Here is a 26033-nt window from a genome sequence, read left to right on the forward strand (position 1 = left end):
TCGCAGGAATGACTTTAGGTTATTTATAAAAAGAGATTTATTGGGTTTATGAAATCCAGAAACTTAACGGTCTTCAATTTCACCCAGCGATAGTACTTGGCGATATTTTTTTCTCGTTCCTGCTTCGTTTTCTTATTGGGTTTATTCGGGTCAAACATCATTCCGGTACACAAGCAGTTCTTGCGCTCATTGCGTGTAAGGATGTCATAATTAGGACAACTTTGGCATCCACTCCAAAAAGTCTCATCCTGTGTAAGTTCAGAAAAAGTAACCGGTCGATAGCCCAGGTCAGAGTTTATCTTCATAACCGGGAGGCTGGTCGTAATCCCAAATAATTTAGATCCTGGATATTTCTTGCGGGAAAGTTCAAATGCTTTGGCTTTAATCTTGCTGGCTAATCCCTGTCCTCGATAATCAGGATGGACAATTAAGCCTGAGTTCGCTACATATTTTTTGTTTTCCCAGATTTCGATGTAGCAATAGCCAGCAAGCTTTCCATCATCTAGTGCGATGACGGAATTTCCATTTTTAATTTTCTTTTTGATGTAATCAGGGTCACGCTTAGCAATACCGGTTCCTCGTTTGTGGGCGGCTTCTTCAATCATAGCACAGATATCTTCTGCATATGAGGTATGATGCGCTTTGGCGATATGAATGTGAACGGACATGTTGTGAGAATAAGTAATGAGTGAGTAAACTTCTTCTGAGTGAAGTTGTTAGTTAGGATCTTGCGGTAAAAGATGAGCGCTACTTAAAAAGCAGCAATATAGATATGACTACCGCCGTCGCGGAATCCGCCGGAGTGCAGTAAAATTGATCCTATATGTGCATAAAGTTTGCATGGGTAGAAAGTAAACAAAGATGACGCTTTAAAACAAGCCCTGACGCATATTTTAATCTTACCTCAGGTTTCTTGAATTTTAGCGGTACTGTGGAGGTTCAATCCCGGAGACTCTTAAATACGTGATCATCTGTCCCCGGTGGTGAGAATGGTGGTCTAGGAAGCTGACGATGCCAGCTGTTAATTGGGGATTAGCATCCTGAGCCATAATAAATTCAGACATCTCTTTAAACTGAGTGTCGAAATAGCTTATCAGTTCTTCTTTGGTCATTCGGTTTTCATCGCCGGGTTCCCAGGCAACTTGCTCACCGTTGAATCTCTTTTTGAAAAACTCAGTGCTGTAAGCAATATGAAAAGCCTGAGCGGAAAAGGTTCGGACGTCTTCGGAAGGTTTAAAGGCGAAGTCCTCGGCAGGCATAGCCTCGAAAACTTCGAGTGTGTATTCGTGAACGCTGGTCAGTTTTTGGGTCAGGTATTCATAATCTGTAACCCTTGTGCTATCAATTGAGCTGGCTCCCACTAAAACAGTAGAAACTATTAGGAGAGCGGGCAGTAATTTATTTATAGGGATTGATTTCATAATCGGAAGGTTTTGAGTTTATGGTGTGAATGGAAGATTCTTAGCAAAACACAGATTGTATCAATACAACAAAGATGAAATAAGGTTGCGCACATTTATGGTGAAATGAATATGATGAAATCAATAGGGAACGAAGGATCATTGAATTCACCTTAATCTGATCAGAACAGTTCATCAAAAGAGACGCAGCTTAGTGTTGCACATTTAGTTCAGAGCCGGATATTCTCCGGCTCTTTTTTTGTTTAGTAGTCGACCAAGCAAAAATCACACTTTCCTGTTATACTTAGCGTTGATATGACTGCCATGAAATATTTCATAATTACCTTTATAAGTATCCTGTTTTTTACGGGAAAACCTGCATTTGCTCAAATTCAAATGGAGGAAGAAATATCTGGAAAGGCTGCTTATATACAAGGCATTGAGGCTTTTGAAAATGAAGAATTTGATACTGCAAAAGAGTTACTACTCAAAGCAAGCCGCAGTCTGACAAATGCACCCGGGGTTAGCTACGCGCTGGCAGATACCTATCTTGCGCTGGACGACCTTCCCAATGCCGCACTTTATGGAAAACAAGCCGTCGATAGTGATCCTGAGGATAAATGGTTTAGGTTGAAACTAGCCCAAATCTATAGAAGCGCCGGCCGGAATCAAGCCACACTTGATGAACTGAACGCACTTCTTGATTATCATCCGAATGATTTCAACGCATTGTATATGCTTGCTGATACCTATATAGACTACGGCGAATTCGTGAAGTCCAATCAGATGCTTGACGAGATCTTAAACCTTAGAGGCCCTGATATTCAGGTGCTTTTATTGAAATTCAGAAATTATGAGGCTTTAGTTGTTCCTGATTCAGCCGTGGCTCAGTTAGAGAAAGTGCGCGAGATTGATCCCGATAATCTGGAGATGTTGAATATGCTGGGACAGTATTATGTGCAGATCGGAAATACAACTTCAGCCAAAAAAGTACTCACAGATGCTCTTGACCGGAATGCACGCGATCCCCAGTCTTTGATTAATCTGGCCGGTATATATCTGGATGAACAAAAATGGGACAGTGCCGGCACATTATTGACCAACTTCATTTCAGATCCTTTAATTGAGCCACTACAGAAAATGGATATTGCTCAATTCTTATATAGTCGTTCACAGCAGGATTCTCAGAATGTACAGCTTCGAATTGAAACCGAACGAGCAATGGATGCCCTCACAGAAGCCGAGGCAGAATACGGCCCCGCATTCACTTTAGCTGGAGAATTTTTTGCACAAATAGGACAGCCTGAAAAAGCCTTGGAAAAGCTCGAAATAGCTAACGAGCTGCTCCCTCAGGATGATATAGCCTGGAGACAAAGACTGCAATTGTTGATGGGTCAGCAAGAATATGCGAAAGCAATCGAGGTTGGGCAGAAAGCAGATGAAGTAGTGCCGGATGATTCTTTTATCCAATTCTTTGTGGGCAGTGCCTACATGCTGAGTAATCAAAACGAGAAAGCAGAGGAGTGGCTTGAAAATGCAACCCGTGCACCTGCGAGGCGACCTTTTAAATCCATAGTGTATAGTACATTAGGTGATGTAAGAGCTAATCTCGGAAATAATGAGGGCTCGGATGAAGCCTATGAACTAGCACTTCGCTATGACCCTGATAATGACAATGCGATGAATAACTACGCATATAATTTATCGGTTCGAGAAGAAAATCTGGAACGTGCGAAAGAATTAGCACTTAAAGCTATTGAAGTTGCTCCCGAAAATGCGGCTTATCTGGACACGGTAGGCTGGGTATATTTTAAGCTTGGTGATTATGATAGAGCAGAGCGGTTCATTCAGGCAGCGATAGATACGGGAGCCGCAAGTGCAGAAGTACTCGAACACCGAGGCGATGTAGAAGAACAATTGGGTAATATGGAAGAAGCCCAGAATTGGTGGAGACAAGCTCTTGAAAAAGATTCAACCCGAACTCATTTGCAGGAAAAAATCAATTAGTGTGAAGTTATCCTCTCATTTTTCCCTTTTAGCTATTTTGATTTTAGCCGGTATCATGTCTGCTTGTTCCTCAACAAGAACAGTGTCGGAGGGGGATTACAGCAGAACAGATGCCTCTGAAGAAGAGGTGGTTTCTCTTATTCCGGACTATGGCGCGGAACTCACATCAATTAAAGGCAAAGGCCGTGCATTGGTTAGTGAGCCGGGAAATAGCGATCGGGCGACCATAGATTTCCAAGCCAATAAGGAGCTGAGTTTACTTACTATTCAAAACCGTATTGGTATCGAAGGCGGGCAGATGTTGGTCGATTCCGATTCCATCCTGATTTACAACCGTGTGGATAAAGTTGCCCAAAAGATATCGATTTATGATGGGCGCATGACCAGCCTGAATGAGTTGGCTTCTATCAACATTCTGGATCTTGTTAATTATAAAGTTGAAGCGGAAGATGTGCAGTCGGTTTGGCAAAGCAATAATTCCTATCAGCTTCGGTTAAAAAATGGCGCTCATGTATTTGTAAATAAGGAGCAAGGCTGGGTTCAGCAGGTAGAACAAACCCGGCGCGGAATGGCTCCCTACTCCAGGATTATTTATGAAAGTTATGGTGAATTGAATGGATTCACTTTACCAAGAAAAATAACGATCTTTAGCGCAGACGGAGATTCACGGGTTGTCTTCTTAGTGAGAAGCCTTGAAGTGAATCCCAATAAACTGGATCTCGAAATTGATATCCCCAACGACATTGTAATTCAACGATTATGAAATCAACAAGCTGGTTGCGAATTATTGGAGTTGTGATCTTTGTGTTATCGCTGGGAATGGAATCATTTGCCCAAACCTATCAGGAAAAGAGAGAGGAGCTTTTAAAACGGCAGGAAAATACCCGTGCCGAGATTAATGTGCTGGAAGCCCGTATTAAGAATTACCAGCAGCGGGTAAGTCAGGCCGAACAGCGATTTGATAAATCATTCGAGCAGTTTCAATCCTTAAACAATCTGATTGCCCTTCAGGATGATAAAATCAACAGTCTGGAAGAAGAGCAGAGCCAGATTGAAGCAGAGATTAGTCTGACAGAAAAAGAAATAGAACTTCGTGAGCAAGAACTTGAGCAGCTCATTGAAAACTATAAGCAGATTATATTGTACGCATATAAAAACGGGCGAGCCGGAAATTTAGAACTACTGCTGACTTCTGAATCTATCAATCAAATGGTTGTGCGCTCGAATTACCTTCAGCGTTTTGAGGAACAGAAGGCAAAGCAGGCTGTTCTCATCCGTAAAAACAAGAATGAGCTGGATCAGGTAAAGGAAGACTTGCGGGACAGTTATCAAAAGAATTCAGAAATCATTGGAGAGATTCGGATTGAAAAAGAAGAACTGGGCGACCAGCGCCAGCAGCAACAGCAAACAGTTGAACGCATCAAGGAAGAGCGAAGCACCTGGCTGGAAGAACTCCGCAAAACCCGTCAGGAAAAAGAGAACCTCGAAAGTGCTTTCACCAGTTTAATTACTGAAGAAGAGTCGTTGCGAGAAGCTGAAAATGAGCGTTTAAGGAAATTAGCAGAGGCTCGAAATATAGCTGATGCCGCACGCCGAGCCGATGAAGTTGAAAAATATTCCAAACCCATCACGCGCGAAAATTTTGTGAGTGATGAAATCTTACTTACCTATGAAAATGCTTTCATTCAGTCAAAAGGGAACTTGCGCTGGCCGGTAGATAGTAAGACAGTCGGTAAAAAATTTGGGAGGATACGTAACCCGTTATACGGATCAGTAACAGAGCACCCCGGAATTGATATTGTAGCTGAATCAGGAACAACCGTTGAGGCCGTTTCGCCGGGTTATGTATTCAACATCTCGCCAATGCTTGGGTATGGTGACGTGGTGTTTGTTAAACACGGCTCCTACTACACGGCCTATGGCAACCTTAGCGAAATCACAGTTGAAGTAGGCTCGGTTTTGCAAGTGGGAGATAAAATAGGCAGCTCAGGAGTGGCAACATCAGAATTAGGAGAAGTCCTTTTCTTTGCCGTAAGAGATGGAACTGAATTTGTAAATCCTGAAATTTGGCTTTCTTCACGGTAAGAATTCAACATCCCTGTCACAATACTTTTGAATTCCGTTAAAAGATATGTTCGCATTGGAATTTGGGCCTTCTTTTTAGGAATTTCAGCTTACCTTAATATTCATTAAATGAACAAAGCAGCCTGTTTTGGATAATATACCTCGGTTAATTTTTTATGCTTCCGGTGTGTTGATGATTTCAGCCGCCTTTACCCTTTTTTCCTCTGAATTCATGAGTCTGATAAACTCGCCAAATTTTGCGGGATTACTTGTTTTATTAGGCTTTGGTCTGGTGTATATGAACATCATTTTTATAACGGGCCGCCGCTTTATGCGTCGCCTTCAGGGACCAAACCCTATCCCTTATGTATTCGGTTTACTGGTTGCCATTCCGCCACTGGTTTGGGTTCAGATTTATGATGCCGGTTTAGGGAATTCCAAGCTCACTTTCATGTTTACCATAATAATTGCTTGCGGAACAGGCGCTTATTTTGGTCACCGTGCCGGATTAAAAGCTCAGGCAAAATTTCAGGAAAACCTGCAGGAATTTTTGAATCAGGATGACTAAGCAGGATGATTACACAATAATTTCAACAAAAAATACATTTATGAAATCGGTTAAAGCTACTATTCTATCTATTCTTTTCGCTACGGTTTTTCTGGGAAGCACACTTGCTCAGACTTTGCAAATGGAAGTACTTCGTGAAATTGGGGCTGCTCCTTCAGCTGAACGCATCGAGGCAGATATCACAACTTTAGTTGAGTTTGGCACCCGCCATACTTTATCGGACACCACTTCTGACACTCGCGGTATTGGTGCTGCCCGGCGCTGGATCAAAGCTGAATTCGAGCGAATTTCTGCTGATTGCGGAGGTTGCCTGGAAGTATTTTATGTAAGTGATGTGATTGAAGGAACTCGACGGATTCCCGAACCCACCAATGTGGTAAATGTAGTTGCCATACAGCGAGGGACGGCAGATCCAAACCGATTTATTATGATGAGTGGCGATATTGATTCTCGTGTTTCTGATGCCCTGGATGGTGAGTCTGAATCTCCCGGCGCGAATGATAATGCTTCCGGTGTTGCCGGTGCATTGGAAGCTGCTCGAGTTTTGACGAACTATGAATTTGAAGGTTCAATTATGTACGCAGCACTTTCAGGCGAGGAACAAGGATTATTCGGAGGTCAGATTCTCGCAGAATACATGAAAGAGAATGATATGGACCTCAAGGGAGTGCTGAATAATGATATGATTGGAAATATTCAGGGCATTAATCAGGTAATTGATAATACAACGGCCCGTGTGTTTTCGGAAGGAACCCGTGCGGTAGAGACGGAAAGAGAAGGAAATATTCGTCGCTATACCGGTGGCGAAGTTGATTCTCCATCACGAAATCTGGCTCGTTATGTAGATAAGATGGCGGATGATTATATCCGAAATTTGGACGTGATGATGATTTACCGCTTGGACCGATTTGGCCGAGGCGGACACCATCGCCCATTTAATGCAGCCGGATTCCCTGGCGTTCGAATTATGGAAACCAACGAAGATTATAACCGACAGCATCAGGATTTAAGAACTGAAGATGGCGTTGAATACGGAGATGTTCTGGATGAAGTGGAATTTGACTTCGCAGCTAAGCTAACCGGATTGAACGCAGTAGTAATGGCAGGAATGAGTTGGGCTCCAAGTCCACCCGCTGAAGTTGAAATTGAAGGTGCCGTCCGCCCAAGCACAACCCTGAAGTGGAAGGCACTTGATGCCGAACAAAATCCACAGCTGGCCGGCTATAAAATTTACTGGCGACTAACCGATGCCAATCAATGGCAGAAAAGTGTGTTTGTCCCGGCCGATGCCACCGAGCATACCCTCGAAAACGTTGTAATTGATAACTATTACTTCGGCGTAGCAAGCGTATCAAAAGATGGGTTTGAAAGTCCGGTAGTATTTCCCGGACCGAACGGTTCCTTTGGTGACTAAGTAAATTCAGTACAAAAACGTAGGTCGGACAGGCTGTCCGCTCTACTTTTTTAAGTCCAAATTAATATAGAAAGCCTACTCGCTCCGATGCTCTGCGTCGGAGCGTATTTGTTTACCCGATATAGCTGGGCTCTATAACCCGCTCTATTTTCAGTTTTTTCCCTGTTACTTCTTTGAATAACTCAGCCTTTCGCTCCGCTCCCCAAATTTCTAAGTGAGGCTCACCTTCCGTCCGGATATTAATCTTGATATAGTCATCCTCAGAATACACTTGCAGGTCTTTTACGTTTTGGTAGTGACTTCGGTCTAATCCATCAGCCACCCTCAAAATCCCGGATAGCTTTTTAATACGCTTCCGGATAGGAGCCGGCATTTTCCAGTATTCACTATGTCGTTTCTTAGGTGTAGACCGCCGGTGATAGCGGGCCACGTTTGCAATTATCTGAATTTCATCTTCCTTAAAACCTTTCAAATCTGAGTGGCGGATGATATACAATGCATGTTTATGATGTTTAGAGTGCGAAATGTAGTATCCGATATCGTGCAGATAACTGGCGTATTCTAACAGTTCCCGATCCTGAAGGGTGAGTTCCAGTTCTTTTTCCAGAGCATCAAAGATGGTAAGCGCCATATTGGCCACATGACGGGAGTGAGTCTCATGCCAGTCCGTTTTACGGAGCAGTTCAAAGACACTTCTGCGACGGGGGTCGGCAAAAGCTCCGGTCCATTGAAGTCCAATCATTTCTTTTTTGAGGTACCGAATAACAATCCCTTCCCTCAAAGCTTGAGATGAAATCTTCACCGTTTTGATTCCAAATTTTCGAATCATATAGTTGAGCAGAACCACCCCGGTATTGATGAAGCCAACTCGTTTGGTGTCTAAACCGGAAACACTACGCCGTTCTTTCTTGGAGAGTTTGATAAACCAGTCATAAAATTTCCTGAAATCTTCTGCCGAAAACTCCATCTCATTGATGGTCATGTCGATAGATTTGTCCTTCCGGTTCGCAATCATCTGGGCGATGTTTTCCATGGTTCCGGAAGAACCGATAATCGTATCTGTTCGGTTTAGCGCAAAGGCCTGGGCTACATCCTGAAGCTTTTCTTCATAATGACCTTCCAGCGTTTTAATGTCTTCTGTGGTGATGGGGTCTTTAGGTTTAAAGATCTCGGTCATCCTGGAAACCCCGATTTTCTTACTCGCTGTAAAGAAAAATTCCTTCTCATTTCCCAGAATGAATTCTACGCTACCGCCCCCAATATCAGCTACAAGCACAGGTTTTTCTGTCAATTTCACTCCATGACGAACAGCTAATCCAATAAGCTCTGCTTCAACACGGCCCGGAATGGCATTTATCTTCACACCAATATCATCGATGCTTTTTTGGATGAACTCACCGCCATTTTCTGCTTCCCGAATAGCACTGGTGGCGTAGGCTAAAATCTCCTCACATTCATAACTATCAGCAAGCCGCTTAATATTTTTGAGTGCCGTCAATCCCCGTTTAAAAGCCCCATCTGATAATCTTTTCCCCATCCCGCCTTTGGCAAGCTGAACCATTTCCTTGAGCTTATCGAGGGTTCTGAAACTGCCATCAGAATAAATATCCACAATAATGGCGTGGAATGAGTTGGTGCCGATATCAATAGCGGCGATGCGTTTGATGGGTGTAACCTGATTGCTGTTGCTGCTGACGATCAAAGCGGAAAAAGAGGTTGATTAATGTACGCATCAATCATAACCAAAAGTGCTGAGTTTTGATAGTACTGATTATGCTTCTTCTCGTTAGTTCTCGTTAGTTCTCGTTGAGTAGCTCCGCTGCTCAATGTCCCGAAGAGGCTCTGCCTCAAAAAAAGATTGTAAGGAATGCCTTTCATATCCCTCTAACCGGTAAAAAGACAAGGGAAAAACGAGATTCAAGTTTAAAGAAGAACATTATCCCTATTTAATTACCTGTACCACAGTAAAAGGGATTTCGTTATTTGTTTATCAGGATATTAGCAAGATCATCATTGAGTCCATAAAACATCTTCAAGACAAAGAAAAGGTAGATGTATATGCGTATGTGCTTATGCACAATCATATCCATATGATCATTCAGGCAGAAGGCTTACCTGATATAATAAGAAAGTTTAAATCGTACACGGCCAGATGCATTATTGATTATCTGAAAGCATTTAACCGCAGATATTTTCTTTCGGAATTGAAGGCTTATAAGCATTCGAAGCATAAAGATAGCGAGTATCAGATTTGGCAAGAAGGGGTGCATCCCAAGCAGGTTTCAAATTTGGAAATGATGCAGCAGAAAATTGAATATGTGCATCTAAATCCGGTGAAAGCAGGATTTGTAGAATTACCTGAGCATTGGAAATATTCATCAGCTCGAAGCTACTTGGGTGAGGATAATACTGTGGTTTCAGTTAAACTATTCTCAGGGTAAAAAGAAGGCGGAGCCTCCGGGTGGCGTTGAGCAGCGGAGCTACTCAACGAGATTATGCTGACTTATCAGATTACAGATAAACTCACCTAAATTCCTTCTTGCCCAATCATCTTGGAATACCTAACATTAGCTAACTTTTAAGTAATTTATTACCGGTAATACGGAATAATCAAATTTGAGCATGAAGAAATCTGTTGTTTTAGCTGTTTTAGGAACTCTTTTACTAACATCAACCGCATGGTCTCAGGTGCAGTCGCCCGCTGAATTTTTGGGTTATGAGTTAGGAGAAAAGTGGACCCCTCACTATAAAGTTCTGAACTATTTCCAGCATGTGGCGGAGGAATCGCCAATGGTTACGCTGACTGAATATGGAAAAACCAATGAAGGGCGTGAGTTGGTATATGCTGTAGTTACATCCCAAGGAAATCACCAAAACCTGGAAGAAATACGTGTCAATAATTTACGGCTGGCCGATTTAGAGGAAGGGACTCCTACCACGAATCAAAAAGCAATTGTATGGCTGAGCTATAACGTACACGGCAATGAGACTTCATCCAGCGAGGCTGCCCTTAATACGGTGTATAAATTAGTAGCTGAAAATGCCGGCTGGTTAGAAAATACGGTTGTGATCATGGATCCAATGGTAAATCCGGATGGTCGTGATCGCTACGTGAATTGGTTTAGAAGTGTGGTTGGTGAAGAGAAAAACGTTCATCCCGAAACCAGAGAGCACAATGAACCGTGGCCGGGTGGGCGAACCAATCACTACTATTTTGATTTGAATCGCGATTGGGCATGGCAAACACAGGTAGAAAGTCAGCAGCGGGTTAAAGTTTACAACCAATGGATGCCTCATGTTCATGTTGATTTCCACGAGCAGGGTTACAACTCTCCCTATTACTTTGCACCTGCAGCAGAGCCAATGCATATGGCGATTACGGACTGGCAGCGTGACTTCCAGACGATGATTGGGAAAAATCACACCAAGTATTTTGATGAAGAAAACTGGCTTTATTTCACCCGCGAAGTTTTTGACTTGTTCTATCCCAGCTACGGCGATACCTGGCCTACTTTCAACGGTGCTATTGGGATGACCTACGAACAAGCCGGGCACAGCTCCGGTGGCCGTGGAGTGATAACAGCCGAAGGGGATACGTTGACACTGAAAGACCGCCTTACTCATCACAGCGTAAGCGGATTGTCAACGATAGAAATCACTTCTCAAAATCACCAAAAGGTGATACAGGAATTCTCTGATTACTTTACGAGTACTACCCAAAATGGTGCGGGTGAGTACAAGACATTCATTGTGAAGAAGAGCAGCAATCCGGATAAAGTATCCAGCCTTTTGCGCTACTTGTTAAATCAGGAAATTGAGTTTGGTGTTGCCTCCCGCTCCTCCAATGCAAATGGCTATGACTACAGCAACGGTGAAACCGGACGAGTGTCTATAGAGGAAGGAGATTATGTAATAAGTACCTATCAACCCAAAGGCACATTAGTGCGTGTATTATTTGAGCCGAAGCCGGAATTAGCTGATTCCCTTACTTACGACATTACTGCCTGGGAAACACATTATGCCTATGGGGTAGATGGATATGCAATCAAAGGACAGGTAGAAACCCGCCCACTTTCCATGAGTATGGAAGACGAGCTCACACCCGTTATAGACAAACCCTATGCCTACCTCGCAAAATGGAATTCCATAGAAGATTTAAGATATCTGGCCAGGCTGCTGGATGAAGGAGTCGCCGTTCGATATGCAGAAAAAGCTTTTAGCTTGAACGGAAAGCAATATGCACCCGGAACGCTCATTATCACCCGAAATGGAAATGAACAGCTGGGCAGTAACTTTGATCAAATCGTTAAAGATGAAGCCGGATTATTGAATCGAATTGTCACCCCGGTGGCTACTGGTTTTGTGGATTCAGGTAAAGACTTTGGGTCCTCGTCAGTTCGATATATCGAAGCCCCTAAAGTTGCACTTCTTTCCGGTGACGGAACCAGTTCAAACATGGTAGGCCACATTTGGAATTACTTTGATCAGCAGATTAATTACCCCGTGAATTTGATTGATGCTGAAGATGTTGGCTCAGTAGATTGGAGTGATTATCATGTAATGATATTGCCGGACACCTATGGAGTTTTGGGTAGCGATGAGCTTGAAACTATCACAGATTGGGTTCGAGATGGTGGTACACTCATAGCCTTGGGCAATGCAAATAATGATCTGGTTGGTAAGGATGGTTTTAATCTGGAGCTCAAGGAAAGAGAAGAAGAAATTGAAGGTGAAAATCCTGAAGATAAGCTTCAAAAATATGGAGAGGCCTCACGGGAACGAGCTCAATATTCGAATCCCGGCAGTATTTATGAAATCACGATGGACACTTCGCATCCACTCGCATTTGGGTATGAGGAAGAATATATGTCGCTAAAGCTGGGATCCTCAGCATACGATTATTTAGAAAATGGCTGGAATGTTGGCGCAGCAAAGCCTGGAGCGCACCGAAGTGGTTTTGTAGGAAATAAAGCCAAAGAATCTTTAGAGCATACCTTAGCCTTTGGAGTTCAAAATATGGGTAGGGGGAATGTAGTTTATATGGTAGATAATCCATTGTTCCGCGGGTTCTGGCATAATGGTAAACTGCTTTTTGGGAATGCTGTTTTCTTTGTTGGAAACTAAATGTGTTTAAGTGTGAAAGTGTTTAGGTTATAAATATAGCTCAACGCCTTCGCACTAAAACACTCAAACACCCGAACACTTAAAACATGAAACGTAAGGAAACAAAAGCCATCCGCACCCAAACCGAACGCACAAAGTTTGGAGAGCACGCCACGCCTATTTACATGACCTCCAGCTATGTGTTTGACAATGCCGAGCACATGCGAGCTATGTTTGCAGGAGAGGAAGATGGGAATGTGTATAGCCGGTACTCAAACCCCACTGTAGATGAGTTTATTGATAAAATTGCTTTACTGGAAGGAGCGGAAGCCGGATGGGCAACGGCCTCCGGAATGGCTGCTGTATTTTCAACCTTTGCAGCTCTGTTAGATGCCGGTGATGAGGTGCTTTCGTCCCGATCTGTATTTGGCTCAACCCATAAATTATTTACCCAGATTTTTCCGAAGTGGAACATAAAGACCAATTATGTGTCAGCCGGAGAAATGGACACTTGGGAAGATGCCATCACCCCAAACACTAAAATTATCTACCTCGAAACCCCATCGAATCCGGCGCTGGATATCATCGACATGGCGAAGGCCAAAGAGATCGCGGAAAAGCACAATCTTATTTACGTAGTTGATAATTGCTTTACCACCCCGGTGATTCAAAACCCGATTGAATTTGGGGCTGATTTGGTTATTCACTCTGCTACGAAGTACATAGATGGGCAAGGTCGTGGTTTGGGTGGCGCGATTGTAGGAAAGCAGGAGCTTATTGATGAAATTGAAGCCTTTGCGAGGCATTCAGGGCCCTGCCTCTCGCCATTCAATGCATGGATGCTTTCTAAGAGTTTAGAGACCTTGCAGATTCGTATGGAGCGTCATTCTCAAAACGCCCTTGAAGTTGCGAAACGGCTCCAGGATCACGATCAGGTGGAATGGGTAAAATATCCATTTTTGGAAACTCATCCGGCATACGACATCGCCCAAAAACAAATGTCGATGGGCGGGGGAATTGTGACTTTTGGAATCAAGGGTGGATTGGAGGCAGGTAAGAACTTTCTGGACTCACTTGAAATGCTATCTCTGACTGCTAATCTGGGTGACTCAAGAACCATCGCCACACATCCCGCTTCTACAACTCATTCCAAACTTTCGGAAGAAGAACGCCAAATGGTTGGCATTACTCAGGGACTCATTCGCCTGTCAATTGGGCTTGAGCATGTGGAAGATATCTGGGAAGATGTAGATCAGGCGTTGTGATTTAAATTCTGCGAAAAACCTCAAACGCCAGCCACCCCATTTAATTTTGAGCCAACTCCGCTTCGCTGGCTATATATCCAAATGCCGCCCAGTTTCCACCGTCATATACATTTTGCCAAATTTGTTGAGCACGTCCGGGTCTGCCGTTTATGTCATGCCAGAACCCAAGTCCATAGCCGAGAGTGGCGTTATCAAGAGCGGTATTTTCATCTCCTAATAATTCATCAGGACTAAAAACACCCTTAAAGACCATCAGTAATTCATGGTAACTGGTATTCTCAATCAGTTGCATATTCGGTGAAACCTGTGACAGCAGATTACCTGCTTCCATATCGCGACCGAGTTTACGGAGAGTCATATACTTCCAGTAGATAAAGGCGACCCGCATGTCGGTGTTTTTAGCAACTTGAAGTCCGTTTGCATAAGCAAGGTTTGCCTGATCGTATTCGCCCTTCAAATAATGAGCCAACCCAAGGTGATACCAGGTATTGGTTTGAAGCGAACTCAGGGGAATGTTTTGAGCATTCGGCATGCCATCTTGCTCGGTAATATCATCTTTACCACGAAATAACTGTGCGGCCATTTGAAAATCATCAATCGCTAAATCAAAAGCGCGGAGGGTTAAATATCGGTGTCCTCGATGGCGGTATAATCTCGCTGAATTCGGAAATTGTTGAATCGCATCTGTGAATTGCTGAACAGCCTGTCGATAATCTCCGGAATAAGCTGTTTTACGCGCTTCCCAAATTAGATGATCTACTACCTCATTCTCCTCAAGTGCCAATGAGCTCAGCGAATCAATCCTAATTAAATAACGCTCGGGTATCTGCTGAATGTCCGTTTTGATGGTATCGCCCAGCATTGTCACCGTTTGATCGGAAAGAGGAAGGGATTCAAATGCGGGGGATTTTTCCAGTGCTTGACATCCCATTAAAAGAATCAAAAAACTAAGAAAGGAAAGCTTTTGAATAATCATGGCGTTAAGTGATCTAAAGGTTAAACTGACAAATAAAAAAACACTTCAACATTCAATGTTGAATGTTCCTTGTTCAATGTTCTTACAGCACATCTTCCACTTCGTCCAGCTTCACCCCAACAAGGCGACTTACACCGGTGACCGGCATAGTGACTCCGTACATCATCTCAGCCTTACTCATGGTCTTTTTGTTGTGTGTGATGATGATAAACTGAGTCTGCTCGCTAAACTCTTTAATCATTTTAGCAAAGCGCTCGATATTAGCGTCATCCAGTGGAGCGTCAACCTCATCCAAAACACAAAACGGGGAAGGTTTTACCAGATAGATAGCAAATAGAAGTGCAATTGCGGTCAGCGTTTTTTCTCCGCCTGAAAGCTGGGAAATCCCGGATGGGCGTTTACCGCGAGGTTGAGCTTTAATTTCAATACGAGCTTCCAGCGGATCTTCTACATCTTCCTCAATAATCAGATCGCAGTAGTCATCCGCTTCAAAAAGAGTCTTGAAAACCTTTTGGAAGTTTACACGGATGCGCTCAAAGGTAGTATTAAACCGCTGGGTTGCTGTTTCGTTGATCTCGTCAATGGTTTCGAGAAGCTGCTCTTCGGCCTCTGCTAAATCCTGAATTTGTTCTTCATAGAAATCAAGGCGCTCTTTCTCTTCTTTATATTCTTCGATGGCCAGCGGGTTAACTTCGCCAATGCTATTCAATTTCTGCTTTAGCCAGCTGATGCGCTCCTTAACTTCTTCCGGCGTTTTATCTTCAGGCATTTCAGCGCCCTCAATCTGCTTCATCAGGATTCCATACGTTTCCCAGATGTGATCGGAAAGAGCCTGACTTTGCATCTCCATTTTTTCACACGCCATATCAAGGTGGTGAACCAGCTCCATATTCACCTCTTTCTTTCGGCGGACTTCCTTCAGCTCCTTCTCAATTTCATTGATTTTGCCTCGCTGTTTGGCTGCCGCTTCTTCCGCTTTCTGAAGAGCTTCATCCGCCTTCTCTTTGGCCTCGGCATTCTTCTCAATACTGGCTTGAAGCTCTTTGATACGGGCACTCAGCGTTTCAATCTCTTCCTTACTTTCCTCGGTCATGGAAGTACGGGTTTTGATTCGCCGTTCTACATTCTCAATGCCGGATTCTGCTCGTTGAACTTCCCGCTCCAGGTTCTCAACTTTATTTTTAAGATCCTGATGCTTTAGCTGAGTGTCGTTATATCGGGTTTGGGCTATGGAGCGTTCTTCTTCCAGCGTTTCAAGAAGTTCTTTTTTCTCCTGCTGCTTTTCATCCATCTCCAGCATTTTCTGCTGCAGTTCTTTTTGTTTGGGCTGAATGGAATCCAGTTCTTCCTGAGCAGTCCCTTCACTGCTTTTCAGGTTATCTTTACGATTTACCAGTTCGCCAATATTCTTTTGATATACCTGAACTTTGGAAGATAAGCTGTGCTGTTGCTGCTCCAGTCGGCGGACTTCCTGCTCTTTCTCTTTGAGTGATTTACTGAGCTCCCCAATATCCAGCTTTTCGTATTTCTCTACAATTTGCTGAAGGTAATCTTCAAGCTTGGAAATTTCTTTGGTAGTCTTGGCTTCCTCTTTCTCGAGCTTCTCGATTTTGTCTTTCAGTCCAACGCGAATTCCGGCATTTTTACTTTTGCTTCCACTTTGGAAGAATCGGGAATTGGTGACTACTTCGCCTTCATAGGTCACGCCAATAAGTTCATCATCTTTCTTAGTGCCGGCGTAAGCATCCTCCACGGAATCAAAAACCATGGCATTCCCAAGCAGTAACTGCTTCAAGGCAGAATATTCCCGCTTCGATTTCACCTGATCAAAAAGACTTCCATCTTTAACGGGATAGGTTGCTGCAAGCTGGTCGAGCGGAATAAAAGTCGCTCGGCCTTTATCATTTTCTTTAAGGATTTTAGCTGCTTGCTTGGCCTCATCCAGTGTTTTAACAACCACGAAGTTCAGGACATCACCAAGCACAGACTCGAGGGCGACGGCATGCTTTTCATCGGTATTAAAAACTTCTGAAACAGTCGTCATTTCCTTGAATTCAAATCGGTGATTCTCAATCAGGAATTTTACGCTGCCTGGAAAAGCTTCATTCGAACTGGCGAGATCGTTCATCAATCGGATCTCAGATTCCAGCGATTCTCTTTTACTTTGAAGGGTGCGGAGCTCGTCTTTAATTTCGTTCTGCTTCTCGGCAAACTGCTCTCGTTTTTCGCGGGATGTTTCTAATTCTTCCTCAAGCTCATCCCGCTCTACAACCAGTTTTTCGAGTTTCTTTTCAATCAGCCCTTGCTCGCCATTCATGTTGTCGATCTCATCATTCAGATCAACAATCTCGTTATTAATTCGCTCTAAATCGCCTTCGGTATTTTCCAGGCGGCTCTCAATTTTAATCCGTTTGGTTTGAAGTTGATTGAGTTCGTTATTGGTAGCACTAATCTGCACCTCGATCTCATAAAGCTCAGATCGTTCACGATTATATTGCTGCTGAATCTGTCCGTATTTCTTCTTCGAATCTTCGAGCGCTTTCTCTGATTTATCTAAATCATCATCAAAAGATTCCAGCTTTTTACGACTTGAATCGAGCAGTTCGTTGAGTTCCTTTAAATCCTTTTTTCCCTGCTCAATGTCTTTGCCATATTCCGTAATCACCTTTTTCTCGTTCTCAATTTTCTCTTTGGTGATTCGGAGATTGGTGTCAGCCTCCCGAATAGCATTATGGAGTTGACTTACCCGGCGCTGTGCCTCGGCCTGCTGCTTCTCTTTTTCAATGAGTTCCTTACGGGACTTCTCATCGGCCTCTTCCAGATCTTCAGCAGCTTTTGTAATCTCCTTCTTTTCTTTATCTGCATTGGAGATACGCTCTTTAAGAGGCTCCAGCTCCGACTTTATCTTGTTGAACTCATGAAGGGTCAGCGCTTTGTCTTTGATCTCAAGTTCATCTTTATAAACCTTTGCCTTTTCAGCTTTTTCAGCTTGAATTTCAAGAGACCGAGCTTTTTTGCGGAGTTCAACCAATAAATCATCAACCCGTTGTAAATCCTTCCGCGTTGATTCCAGCTTTCGGATGGTTTTCTTTCGCTGATCTTTATACTTGGTAACACCGGCGGCTTCCTCAAACAAACGACGGCGGTCGTTGTTTTTATCATTAAGAATTTCTTCAACCATCCTGAGCTCAATCACAGAGTAGGCATCTGAACCCATCCCCGTGTCCATAAAAAGCTCCATAATATCTTTAAGCCGGCAGGAAGTGTTATTAATCAGATATTCACTATCTCCGGAGCGGTAAAGCCTACGGGTAATGGTTACCTCGCTATACTCGATTGGCAGAATCCCTTTGTCATTCACAAAAGTCAGGGATACTTCAGCCATCCCAAGGGCTTTCTTCTGAGCAGTTCCATTAAAAATAACGTTAGCCATCGCAGAGGAACGTAACAAGGAAGGTCGCTGCTCGCCCAAAACCCATCTCAGTGCATCAACAATATTAGACTTCCCACAACCATTGGGGCCTACAATAGACGTAATTCCGCTATCAAACTTCACCTTTGTTTTATGGGCGAAACTTTTGAATCCCTGAAGATCGAGTTCGGATATATACATTTGTTAGGGTTGCGAGGTGTGAGTTGCGGGTTAGTTTATTTTCCAGCTCGTTTCAACATAATTGATGAAACTATTAATTTTGCGTCCTAATATATCGTATCTGTTCAATAAATCAGTAAGAGGATTTTCTTTAAAGTGAATATCACTGATCATGTTGAGCTGAGAGACTGTTTCGTCGCAAGAAGAATTAGCAAAAATCAGGAATCGAATAAACTCATCTTTATACCGTCTTCTCCCATACCCTTCTGCTATGTTATCTTTTATGCTTTTCAATGAACGACGAACTTGACTCCCCTGCTCATACATTTCGTATTTCGGAAGGGTCATTGTGAGTTTATGAACTTCAAGTGCCAGCTCATAAGCCATCTTGTATATATCTAAGTCTGTATAACTTTTCATAAATACATTTTAAAAAGATGGCAATAGAGTTGAAAAGGTAAGAACAACCCGTAACCCGCAACTCGTATCCCTTACACAGTCATTATTTCTTTTTCTTTCTTCTCAACTAACTCATCCACTTTGGCAGTGTATTTGTCAGTAAGTGTCTGCACTTCTGATTCAGCTTCGAACTTTGAATCTTCAGAAAGGGACTCGCTTTCTACTTTTTTCTTGATGGAGTCATTGGCGTCACGGCGTGTATTTCGGATGCTGATTTTTGCTTTTTCAGCAATGTCTTTTGAATGCTTGACCAATTCCTTACGACGTTCTTCAGTCAAAACAGGAAGTGGGATTAAAATACGCTCGCCATCGTTGTTTGGGTTGAGTCCAAGTCCGGCCGACATAATTCCTTTTTCAATATCTTCCATGGCACTTTTATCATAAGGCTGTACAACCAGCAGGCGAGCTTCGGGAGCACTTACATTAGCAAGCTGCTGTAGCGGTGTTTGGGAACCATAATATTCTACTTTGATGCCCTCAAGCAGAGCCGGGCTAGCTTTTCCTGCCCTTACATGTGATAATTCTTTTTTAAAATATCCTGTTGCTTCGTCCATATGGAGGTCAGCTTCATCAATAATTTCTTGTAATTCTTGCGATATCATAATGCCGAGTCTTTTATTTATGCTGAGTGACTAACTTTTCGAAGTTAACAAAATCATTAATGAGGACAAACCCTGAAGAACGTTGAACTATTATGAGGTCTGACGTCGACATAAAATTTAGTTTGTAAGGAATATGCGTTTTGACGCTCTTACTATTTGATAAGAGAACTTGTGTAAAACCTATACCCGATAGGTCTTTAAAAAGCTATCAGGTATGAAAATAACAGCGACTATGTCAAAACAGGTAATTCCATTAACATCGGGGCATACCTATCATATCTGGACACATGCAAATGGTGATGAAGATCTCTTCCGGAGTAAAGAAAATTACAACTATTTTTTAGAGAAGTATCAATACCATGTACACCCTGTAGTTGACACCTTTGCCTATTGCTTAATGCCTAATCACCTGCATTTGATGGTGCGGGTGAAAAGTGAGGATGTATTGAAAGATTTTTATAGAGAGAAAAAATCTAAAAAGAGCAAAGACCTGACAGGTTTCCAAAACCTGTCAGGTCTGGTATCTCAACAGTTTAGTAACTTGTTCAACGGATACACCAAAGCTTATAACAACATGTATGATAGAAAGGGCTCATTATTCAAAAGACCATTTCAAAGAAAACTAATTCACTCCGATGAATACTTCATCCGCCTTATCGCTTACATTCATAACAACCCCATCCACCACGGCTTCACTGAAAATCTAAGCGACTGGCCTTTCAGTAGTTGGCATGCATATACATTAGATAAGCTTACAAAAATTCAAAATGAAGAGGCAATGAACTGGTTTGGGGATCTGAAAAACTTTAAAGCTATCCATCACAATTTTGCACATGCAAAAAACAGAGCCCCATTTGAATAGTAAACTAAGAATTGCTGAACTCTCATAAGAAGCCGCATGTAACATAATTTAAATAAGTATGGGTTGTCTAGCCCTCTAAAAAAGCGCTTTTCCAAATTTTAAAGGAACGATACTTATTTTGAACTAATTGGAATTATCATGAACTTTAGGGTCCGTTGAAAATTCCTTAAAAACCGCCTTACAGGCGAAAACAAAACAATTTTATGGCGAAGGTAGAAGTGGTTATGCCCCAAATGGGCGAATCGGTAATGGAAGGCACAGTAATAGAGTGGGCCAAAAACGTTGGTGATACTGTTGAGGTGGATGAAACCTTGCTCGAAGTTGCTACCGATAAGGTAGACACTGAGGTGCCCTCTCCTGAGGCGGGTGTACTTGTTGAAGTACTTGCTGAAGAAGGAGATGTGATTGAAGTAGGAAAACCGATTGCCATTATTGAAACCGATGCAGATGCTGCAGGGGATGTATCCTCTGGTGGAACTGATGAAGCTAAAGCCGAAGAGCCGGCTACAGAAGAATCTGAGCCTGAAGAAGAGTCTGCCCCGGCACCAAGCTCAGGTGGTGGAGACGAAGGCGAACGTATTGAAGTTCAAATGCCTCAAATGGGTGAGTCTGTTGTTGAAGCTACAGTAATCGGCTGGTCAAAGCAGGTAGGCGATAAGGTAGAAGAAGACGAAACACTTTTAGAGATCTCAACTGATAAGGTTGATAGCGAAGTACCTTCTCCAACGGCAGGTACACTGGTTGAAATTCTCGCCGAAGAAAATGACACGATTGAGGTTGGTCAAACCATCGCAATAATTGCTACAGGTGAGGGTGCTTCGGCCAGTCCTAAATCAAGCAGCTCAGCTCCTAAGAAAGAAGACAAAGCTGAGCCGGCTAAACAAGAAACACAGCCTGCTGCGGTTTCTTCAAATGGAAGTTCCGGTGGGTCAGAGCCACAGCGTGTAGGTGATGATGGAAGATTTTATTCACCACTAGTTCGGTCAATAGCAAAAGAAGAAGGAATCAGTCAGCAAGAACTTGAGAGTATTGATGGCTCAGGTCAAGGTGGACGGGTTTCTAAAAAAGATATTCTGGCATATGTAGATGATCGAAAATCCGGGAAAGTTTCTGCACCAGCACAGCAGAGCAAACCTTCAGGTGGTGGACTTAGTAAGCCAACTTCAACATCGAAGTCTTCAGACGGGTCAATATCAGCAGGTCAGCTGGATGTATCTCACTCACCTTCCGGTGATGTTGAGATTATAAAAATGGACCGCATGCGGAAGATGATTGCGGAGCATATGGTTCGGTCAAAACAGACCTCTGCTCATGTAACTACTTTTGCTGAGGTGGATGTTACTAATATGGTGCGATGGAGAAATGCCAATAAAGGCAAGTTCTTTGATAAAACCGGCACTAAACTGACATTTACTCCACTGTTTGTAGAAGCTATTATAACAGGGATGCTTGAATTTCCACTAATTAACAGTTCTGTAAATGGTGATGAAATTCACCTTAAGAAAGACATTAACTTTGGCCTTGCGGTAGCGCTTGGAACCGGAGGTGAAGGCGGACTGATTGTGCCTGTAATTAAGAAAGCTCAGGAGAAAAACCTGGTTGGTCTTGCAAATGCAGTTAATGAAGTAGCTGAAAAAGCCCGAAGCAAGAAATTAAGTCCTGATGACTTGGTAGGCGGTACTATCACTTTAACCAATTACGGAAGTGTTGGGAACTTGATGGGTACACCAATTATAAATCAGCCACAAGTTGCCATTATTGGAACCGGCGCTATTGAAAAACGCCCCGTTGTTATGGAAACCGAAGCCGGAGATGTAATTGCGATCCGTCATATGATGTATCTATCTATGAGTTATGATCACCGAATTATTGACGGCGCCCATGGCGGAGCTTTCTTGAATCGCATCAAAGAGATTCTGGAAGATTTTGATATGGATCGTTCGGTTTAAATAGAATTCTCATCTTCGTAAAATTTGGAGACGCTATGAAATTGGCGTCTCTTTTTATTTGAGCATGAAGCAAATTGCATCCATAAATGAAATTCGAGAAGCGGTTGCCGGTTTAAGAGCCGATGGCAAAACCATAGCTTTTGTGCCAACTATGGGTGCTTTGCATGAAGGACACTTATCACTGATCCGTTTAGCTAAAGAGAATGCTGACGAGGTAGTTGTCTCAATTTATGTAAATCCCGAGCAGTTTGGCCCTAATGAAGATTTTGAGAGCTATCCCCGCCAAATGGAAGAAGACTTGAAGGCCTGTGAAAAGGAAGGCGTTGCAGCGGTTTTTACTCCAAATGACGAAATCATGTATGGCTCAGATAAAAAATATTTGAGCATCAAGATAGATACGCTTAATGAACATATGGATGGGGTAAGTCGCCCCGGTTTTTTTGAAGGGATTGTGTTGGTGGTGAATAAACTCTTTAACATTATAAAACCGGATTTTGCCGTGTTCGGGCAAAAAGATATCCAGCAGTTTCAGATCCTTTCCCAAATGGTGGAAGAATTCAACCATAACATAAAACTGATTGCCGGACCTATTGCACGTGCTAATGATGGGTTAGCTCTTAGTAGCCGTAACGCTTACTTGAGTGATCAGGAGCGGAAGATTGCGCCAAGTCTATATCGGGCACTGCAGTATGTAGAGAAGCAAATTCGGGATGGAGTGGATGAGCCCTCATTATTGTTAAAACACCAGCAGGATGAGTTGGAAGCGAAAGGATTCAAAAATGATTATCTTAATGTGTTTTCACAGAAAGAGATGCATCCAGTAGAGAAATTGGAGCCTGGGAAAACATATATACTCGCCGGCGCTGTTTATTTAGGAAAGACTCGCCTCATTGATAATATAATTTTAGACCTCTGAAAGTAGCACCATGAAGATCACGATGTTTAAATCAAAACTGCACCAAATGGCAGTGACCGAAGCCAACCTGATGTATGAAGGTAGTATTACTATCGATCAGGACTTGCTGGATGCCGCTAATCTTCTGCCCTACGAAAAAGTGCAGGTGCTCAATATCACAAATGGATCTCGCTTAGAAACTTACACCATTCCGGGAGAGAGAGGAAGTCGTGTTTGCTGCCTGAATGGAGCCGCTGCTCGCATGACCCATGTTGGGGATAGAATTATTGTAATCAGCTATGCCGAGATGACTCCGGAAGAAGCTAAAGAGCATAAGCCGAGAGTAGTTATAGTTGATGAGAATAACGATCCAAAAGAAATACTGGATAACACTCAGCCTGGAACATCTTACGATATGAAATCCGGCTTGGTTGACAACACCCTCATTGACTAAGCAGTTTATTTCCTCACATATCAAGTTTGTAAATCGTGCCCTGAGTATTCCTTCATCCTATTTTGATGAAGAATAATATTTTCAAGAGAAATGTGCCCGAGGCTCAAGAGGTAGTTAAATCTTCCAGCGAAGGGCTGGGTACTTTTGGCGGTGTATTCACCCCATCTATTCTTACCATCCTCGGGGTTATTATGTACCTGCGTTTTGGATGGGTAGTAGGTAATGTTGGGCTGATTGGTACTCTTCTTATCGTAACCATCGCAACGTCCATTACTTTTTTGACAGCCCTTTCTATTGCCTCCATTGCAACCGACCAGCGGGTAAGAACAGGAGGGGCATATTACATGATAAGCCGTTCGCTTGGAATTGAGTCAGGCGGGGCAATTGGGATCCCATTATATCTTGCCCAGGCATTTTCAATTGCACTTTATACCATCGGTTTTGCTGAAAGTGTGGTAGGCGTCTTCCCTGAACTGAGCATAAAAGTTGTAGGTATCGTCACAACCATAGCAGTGGCTTTATTGGCTTTAATTTCAGCTAAAGCGGCAATTCGGGCTCAGTATTTCATCATGTTTGGGATTGTGCTCTCCTTGCTTTCACTGATTTTTGGAAGTCCCGTTGAGCAGTCAAGTATAGAAATGTGGGGAGCGTCACCTGAGAATTCGGCCGGGTTCTGGGTTGTTTTTGCGGTATTTTTCCCTGCCGTAACTGGTATCATGGCCGGAGTCAATATGTCCGGAGATCTAAAGGATCCCAAAGAATCGATACCAAAAGGTACATTTTATGCCATTGGTGTTGGTTATGTGATTTACATGGTCCTTCCAATCATCTTAGCAACCCGAGCAGATGCACTCACGTTGATAGAAGACCCATTAATTATGCGAAAGATTTCGTATTGGGGAGATGCTATTTTGATTGGTGTTTGGGGGGCTACCTTATCAAGTGCGGTTGGGAGTATTATGGGCGCCCCAAGAGTTTTGCAGGCTCTTGCCCGTGATAAAGTATTGCCCCGTTGGTTAGGATGGTTAGGTCGTGGTGATGGCAAGGATGACACTCCGCGTATAGGAACTATAGTAACACTGGGGGTTGCACTTGCGGCTGTTTATTTTGGGAATTTAAACCTGATTGCTCCAATTCTTACCATGTTCTTTTTAACGACCTATGGAGTCCTGAATATCACAGCGGGTATAGAGCGATTACTTGAGAGTCCTTCATTTCGGCCCGAGTTTAAAGTACACTGGGCGTTTTCCATTTTGGGAGCATTAGGATGTGTTAGTGTTATGTTTTTAATCAATGCTTTGGCTACCGGCATTGCATTCCTGTTTGTAATAGCGATTTATGTATGGCTAGAGCGTAGAGAGCTACAGTCGGCTTGGGGTGATGTAAGGCGTGGAATCTGGATGGCTATTACCCGTGCGGGACTGCTTCATTTAGGTTCCAGTGAGGAGGCAAAAACATGGCGACCCAATCCATTAGTACTTACCGGAGCGCCCACCAAAAGATGGCACCTTATTGATTTTGCTCTATCACTAACCCATAACCGTGGATTAATGACGATCGCTACGGTTTTGACAAGCAAAAATATCCTTCCAGAAAAAATCGCACAAATGGAGAAGTCCATAAGAGATTTCCTGGCAAGCCGAAGTGTGCAAGCTTTGGTGCGAGTTACTTCAGAACCCGATGCTTTTAAAGGAGCGGAAAGGCTAGTTAAAGCATATGGATTGGGAGCTTTGGTGCCCAACACCATTATTTTGGGTGATAGTGAAGACCTTAAAATTCGGAAGCAATATTGTAAGATGATTCAAAACTTTCACCGGCTTAAAAGAAATATAATCATAGTGCATGATGACAAGGAGAAAGGTTATGGGGAGAAGAAAACAATTGATGTTTGGTGGGGCGGTCTAAAAGGAAATGGCGGGTTGATGATGATAGCCGCCTATTTATTAAAGACTAGCCGCGATTGGTGGGATGCGGAAGTGCGGATCAAAATGGTGGTTGACTCCGAAAAGGCAGCCGAAGACGCTTATCGAAATGTCTCCGGTTTTATTGAAAAAGCCAGAACCGGCGCTACTGCCGAAATCTTAGTTTCAGAAGGCCGATCCTTTGACGAAATTTTGCACGAATCTTCAAAAGATGCAGATCTGGTTTTTCTGGGGATGGCGCAACCGGACGAAAATTTCGAAGCCTATTACGAAAAAATGCAGGAGCGATTAAAGGGCCTTCCCACAACTATGCTCATTCTTGCGGCAGAAGAAATATCGTTTGGGGATGTTTTAATGCAGAGTCAGGAGTGATTTTTCACTATTCACATATATTTATTGTTTATAAGACAATAAAATCAATACATTAGCGTACTTGTAAAACTATTTACTTAGTACACTCGTCAATGTATAAAAGAAGTATATTTAGCTTCACTTTTTTAA

20 protein-coding genes are annotated in these 26033 nt (G+C 43.0%); 13 read left to right on the forward strand and 7 right to left on the reverse strand.

The window, feature by feature from the left end:
• Positions 1-23: 23 nt before the first annotated feature.
• Both CL667_11550 and CL667_11555 read right to left on the reverse strand, forming a co-directional pair.
• A complete protein-coding gene (locus CL667_11550; protein ID MAL18335.1) occupies positions 24-668 on the reverse strand; it encodes a GNAT family N-acetyltransferase in 645 nt (214 codons plus the stop codon).
• Between the two features lie 252 nt (positions 669-920).
• The gene (locus tag CL667_11555) at positions 921-1421 is read right to left on the reverse strand and encodes a hypothetical protein (GenBank protein ID MAL18336.1); all 501 of its coding nucleotides are present in this window, start codon (positions 1419-1421) and stop codon (positions 921-923) included.
• A 294-nt stretch (positions 1422-1715) separates the two neighbouring features.
• On the opposite strand from CL667_11555, the gene CL667_11560 reads away from it, so the two are divergent.
• From CL667_11560 to CL667_11580, 5 genes are all read left to right on the forward strand, one after another.
• On the forward strand, positions 1716-3407 hold the full coding sequence (locus CL667_11560; protein MAL18337.1) for a hypothetical protein: 1692 nt from the start codon (positions 1716-1718) through the stop codon (positions 3405-3407).
• Between the two features lies 1 nt (position 3408).
• A complete protein-coding gene (locus CL667_11565; protein ID MAL18338.1) occupies positions 3409-4170 on the forward strand; it encodes a hypothetical protein in 762 nt (253 codons plus the stop codon).
• The gene (locus CL667_11570) at positions 4167-5492 is read left to right on the forward strand and encodes a hypothetical protein (GenBank protein MAL18339.1); all 1326 of its coding nucleotides are present in this window, start codon (positions 4167-4169) and stop codon (positions 5490-5492) included. The genes CL667_11565 and CL667_11570 overlap by 4 nt, the downstream gene beginning before the upstream one ends.
• Before the next feature lie 127 nt (positions 5493-5619).
• A complete protein-coding gene (locus CL667_11575) occupies positions 5620-6039 on the forward strand; it encodes a hypothetical protein (GenBank protein MAL18340.1) in 420 nt (139 codons plus the stop codon).
• Between the two features lie 40 nt (positions 6040-6079).
• Positions 6080-7453: a peptidase M28 gene (locus tag CL667_11580; GenBank protein ID MAL18341.1), complete on the forward strand. Its 1374-nt coding sequence runs from the start codon at positions 6080-6082 to the stop codon at positions 7451-7453.
• A gap of 112 nt (positions 7454-7565) precedes the next feature.
• On the opposite strand, the gene CL667_11585 is transcribed toward CL667_11580, so the two are convergent.
• Positions 7566-9155: an exopolyphosphatase gene (locus CL667_11585; GenBank protein MAL18342.1), complete on the reverse strand. Its 1590-nt coding sequence runs from the start codon at positions 9153-9155 to the stop codon at positions 7566-7568.
• Positions 9156-9402: 247 nt separating this feature from the next.
• Here CL667_11585 and CL667_11590 point away from each other — a divergent pair, with 247 nt between their 5' ends.
• The 3 genes from CL667_11590 (at position 9403) to CL667_11600 (ending at position 13821) form a co-directional block, all read left to right on the forward strand.
• Positions 9403-9894, forward strand: a complete 492-nt coding sequence (locus tag CL667_11590; GenBank protein ID MAL18343.1) for a transposase — start codon at positions 9403-9405, stop codon at positions 9892-9894.
• A gap of 181 nt (positions 9895-10075) precedes the next feature.
• Entirely contained in the window at positions 10076-12577 is a 2502-nt protein-coding gene (locus CL667_11595) for a zinc carboxypeptidase (protein MAL18344.1), read from the forward strand.
• Between the two features lie 86 nt (positions 12578-12663).
• A complete protein-coding gene (locus CL667_11600) occupies positions 12664-13821 on the forward strand; it encodes an O-succinylhomoserine sulfhydrylase (GenBank protein ID MAL18345.1) in 1158 nt (385 codons plus the stop codon).
• Positions 13822-13861: 40 nt separating this feature from the next.
• Here the strand turns inward: CL667_11600 and CL667_11605 are convergent, their stop codons facing one another.
• From CL667_11605 to CL667_11620, 4 genes are all read right to left on the reverse strand, one after another.
• Complete coding sequence (locus CL667_11605; protein MAL18346.1) at positions 13862-14752, reverse strand: hypothetical protein; 891 nt, start codon at positions 14750-14752, stop codon at positions 13862-13864.
• A 127-nt stretch (positions 14753-14879) separates the two neighbouring features.
• A complete protein-coding gene (gene smc, locus CL667_11610; GenBank protein MAL18347.1) occupies positions 14880-18410 on the reverse strand; it encodes a chromosome segregation protein SMC in 3531 nt (1176 codons plus the stop codon).
• Between the two features lie 30 nt (positions 18411-18440).
• A complete protein-coding gene (locus CL667_11615) occupies positions 18441-18809 on the reverse strand; it encodes a four helix bundle protein (GenBank protein MAL18348.1) in 369 nt (122 codons plus the stop codon).
• Positions 18810-18880: 71 nt separating this feature from the next.
• The gene (locus CL667_11620) at positions 18881-19450 is read right to left on the reverse strand and encodes a ribosome recycling factor (protein MAL18349.1); all 570 of its coding nucleotides are present in this window, start codon (positions 19448-19450) and stop codon (positions 18881-18883) included.
• Between the two features lie 232 nt (positions 19451-19682).
• Between CL667_11620 and CL667_11625 the strand changes: the two genes are divergently transcribed.
• The 5 genes from CL667_11625 to CL667_11645 all read left to right on the forward strand — a co-directional run bounded on the left by CL667_11625 (position 19683) and on the right by CL667_11645 (position 25904).
• The gene (locus CL667_11625; GenBank protein MAL18350.1) at positions 19683-20312 is read left to right on the forward strand and encodes a hypothetical protein; all 630 of its coding nucleotides are present in this window, start codon (positions 19683-19685) and stop codon (positions 20310-20312) included.
• 203 nt (positions 20313-20515) lie between these two features.
• Complete coding sequence (gene sucB / locus CL667_11630; GenBank protein ID MAL18351.1) at positions 20516-22261, forward strand: 2-oxoglutarate dehydrogenase, E2 component, dihydrolipoamide succinyltransferase; 1746 nt, start codon at positions 20516-20518, stop codon at positions 22259-22261.
• A gap of 64 nt (positions 22262-22325) precedes the next feature.
• Positions 22326-23177, forward strand: a complete 852-nt coding sequence (locus CL667_11635; GenBank protein ID MAL18352.1) for a pantoate--beta-alanine ligase — start codon at positions 22326-22328, stop codon at positions 23175-23177.
• A 10-nt stretch (positions 23178-23187) separates the two neighbouring features.
• Entirely contained in the window at positions 23188-23610 is a 423-nt protein-coding gene (locus CL667_11640; protein MAL18353.1) for an aspartate 1-decarboxylase, read from the forward strand.
• Between the two features lie 65 nt (positions 23611-23675).
• Positions 23676-25904 carry a Na-K-Cl cotransporter gene (locus CL667_11645; GenBank protein MAL18354.1) on the forward strand — a complete coding sequence of 743 codons (2229 nt, stop codon included), beginning with the start codon at positions 23676-23678 and terminating at the stop codon, positions 25902-25904.
• The last annotated feature ends 129 nt before the right edge of the window (positions 25905-26033 follow it).

The organism is Balneola sp., from assembly GCA_002694685.1.
Taxonomy (GTDB): domain Bacteria; phylum Bacteroidota; class Rhodothermia; order Balneolales; family Balneolaceae; genus Gracilimonas.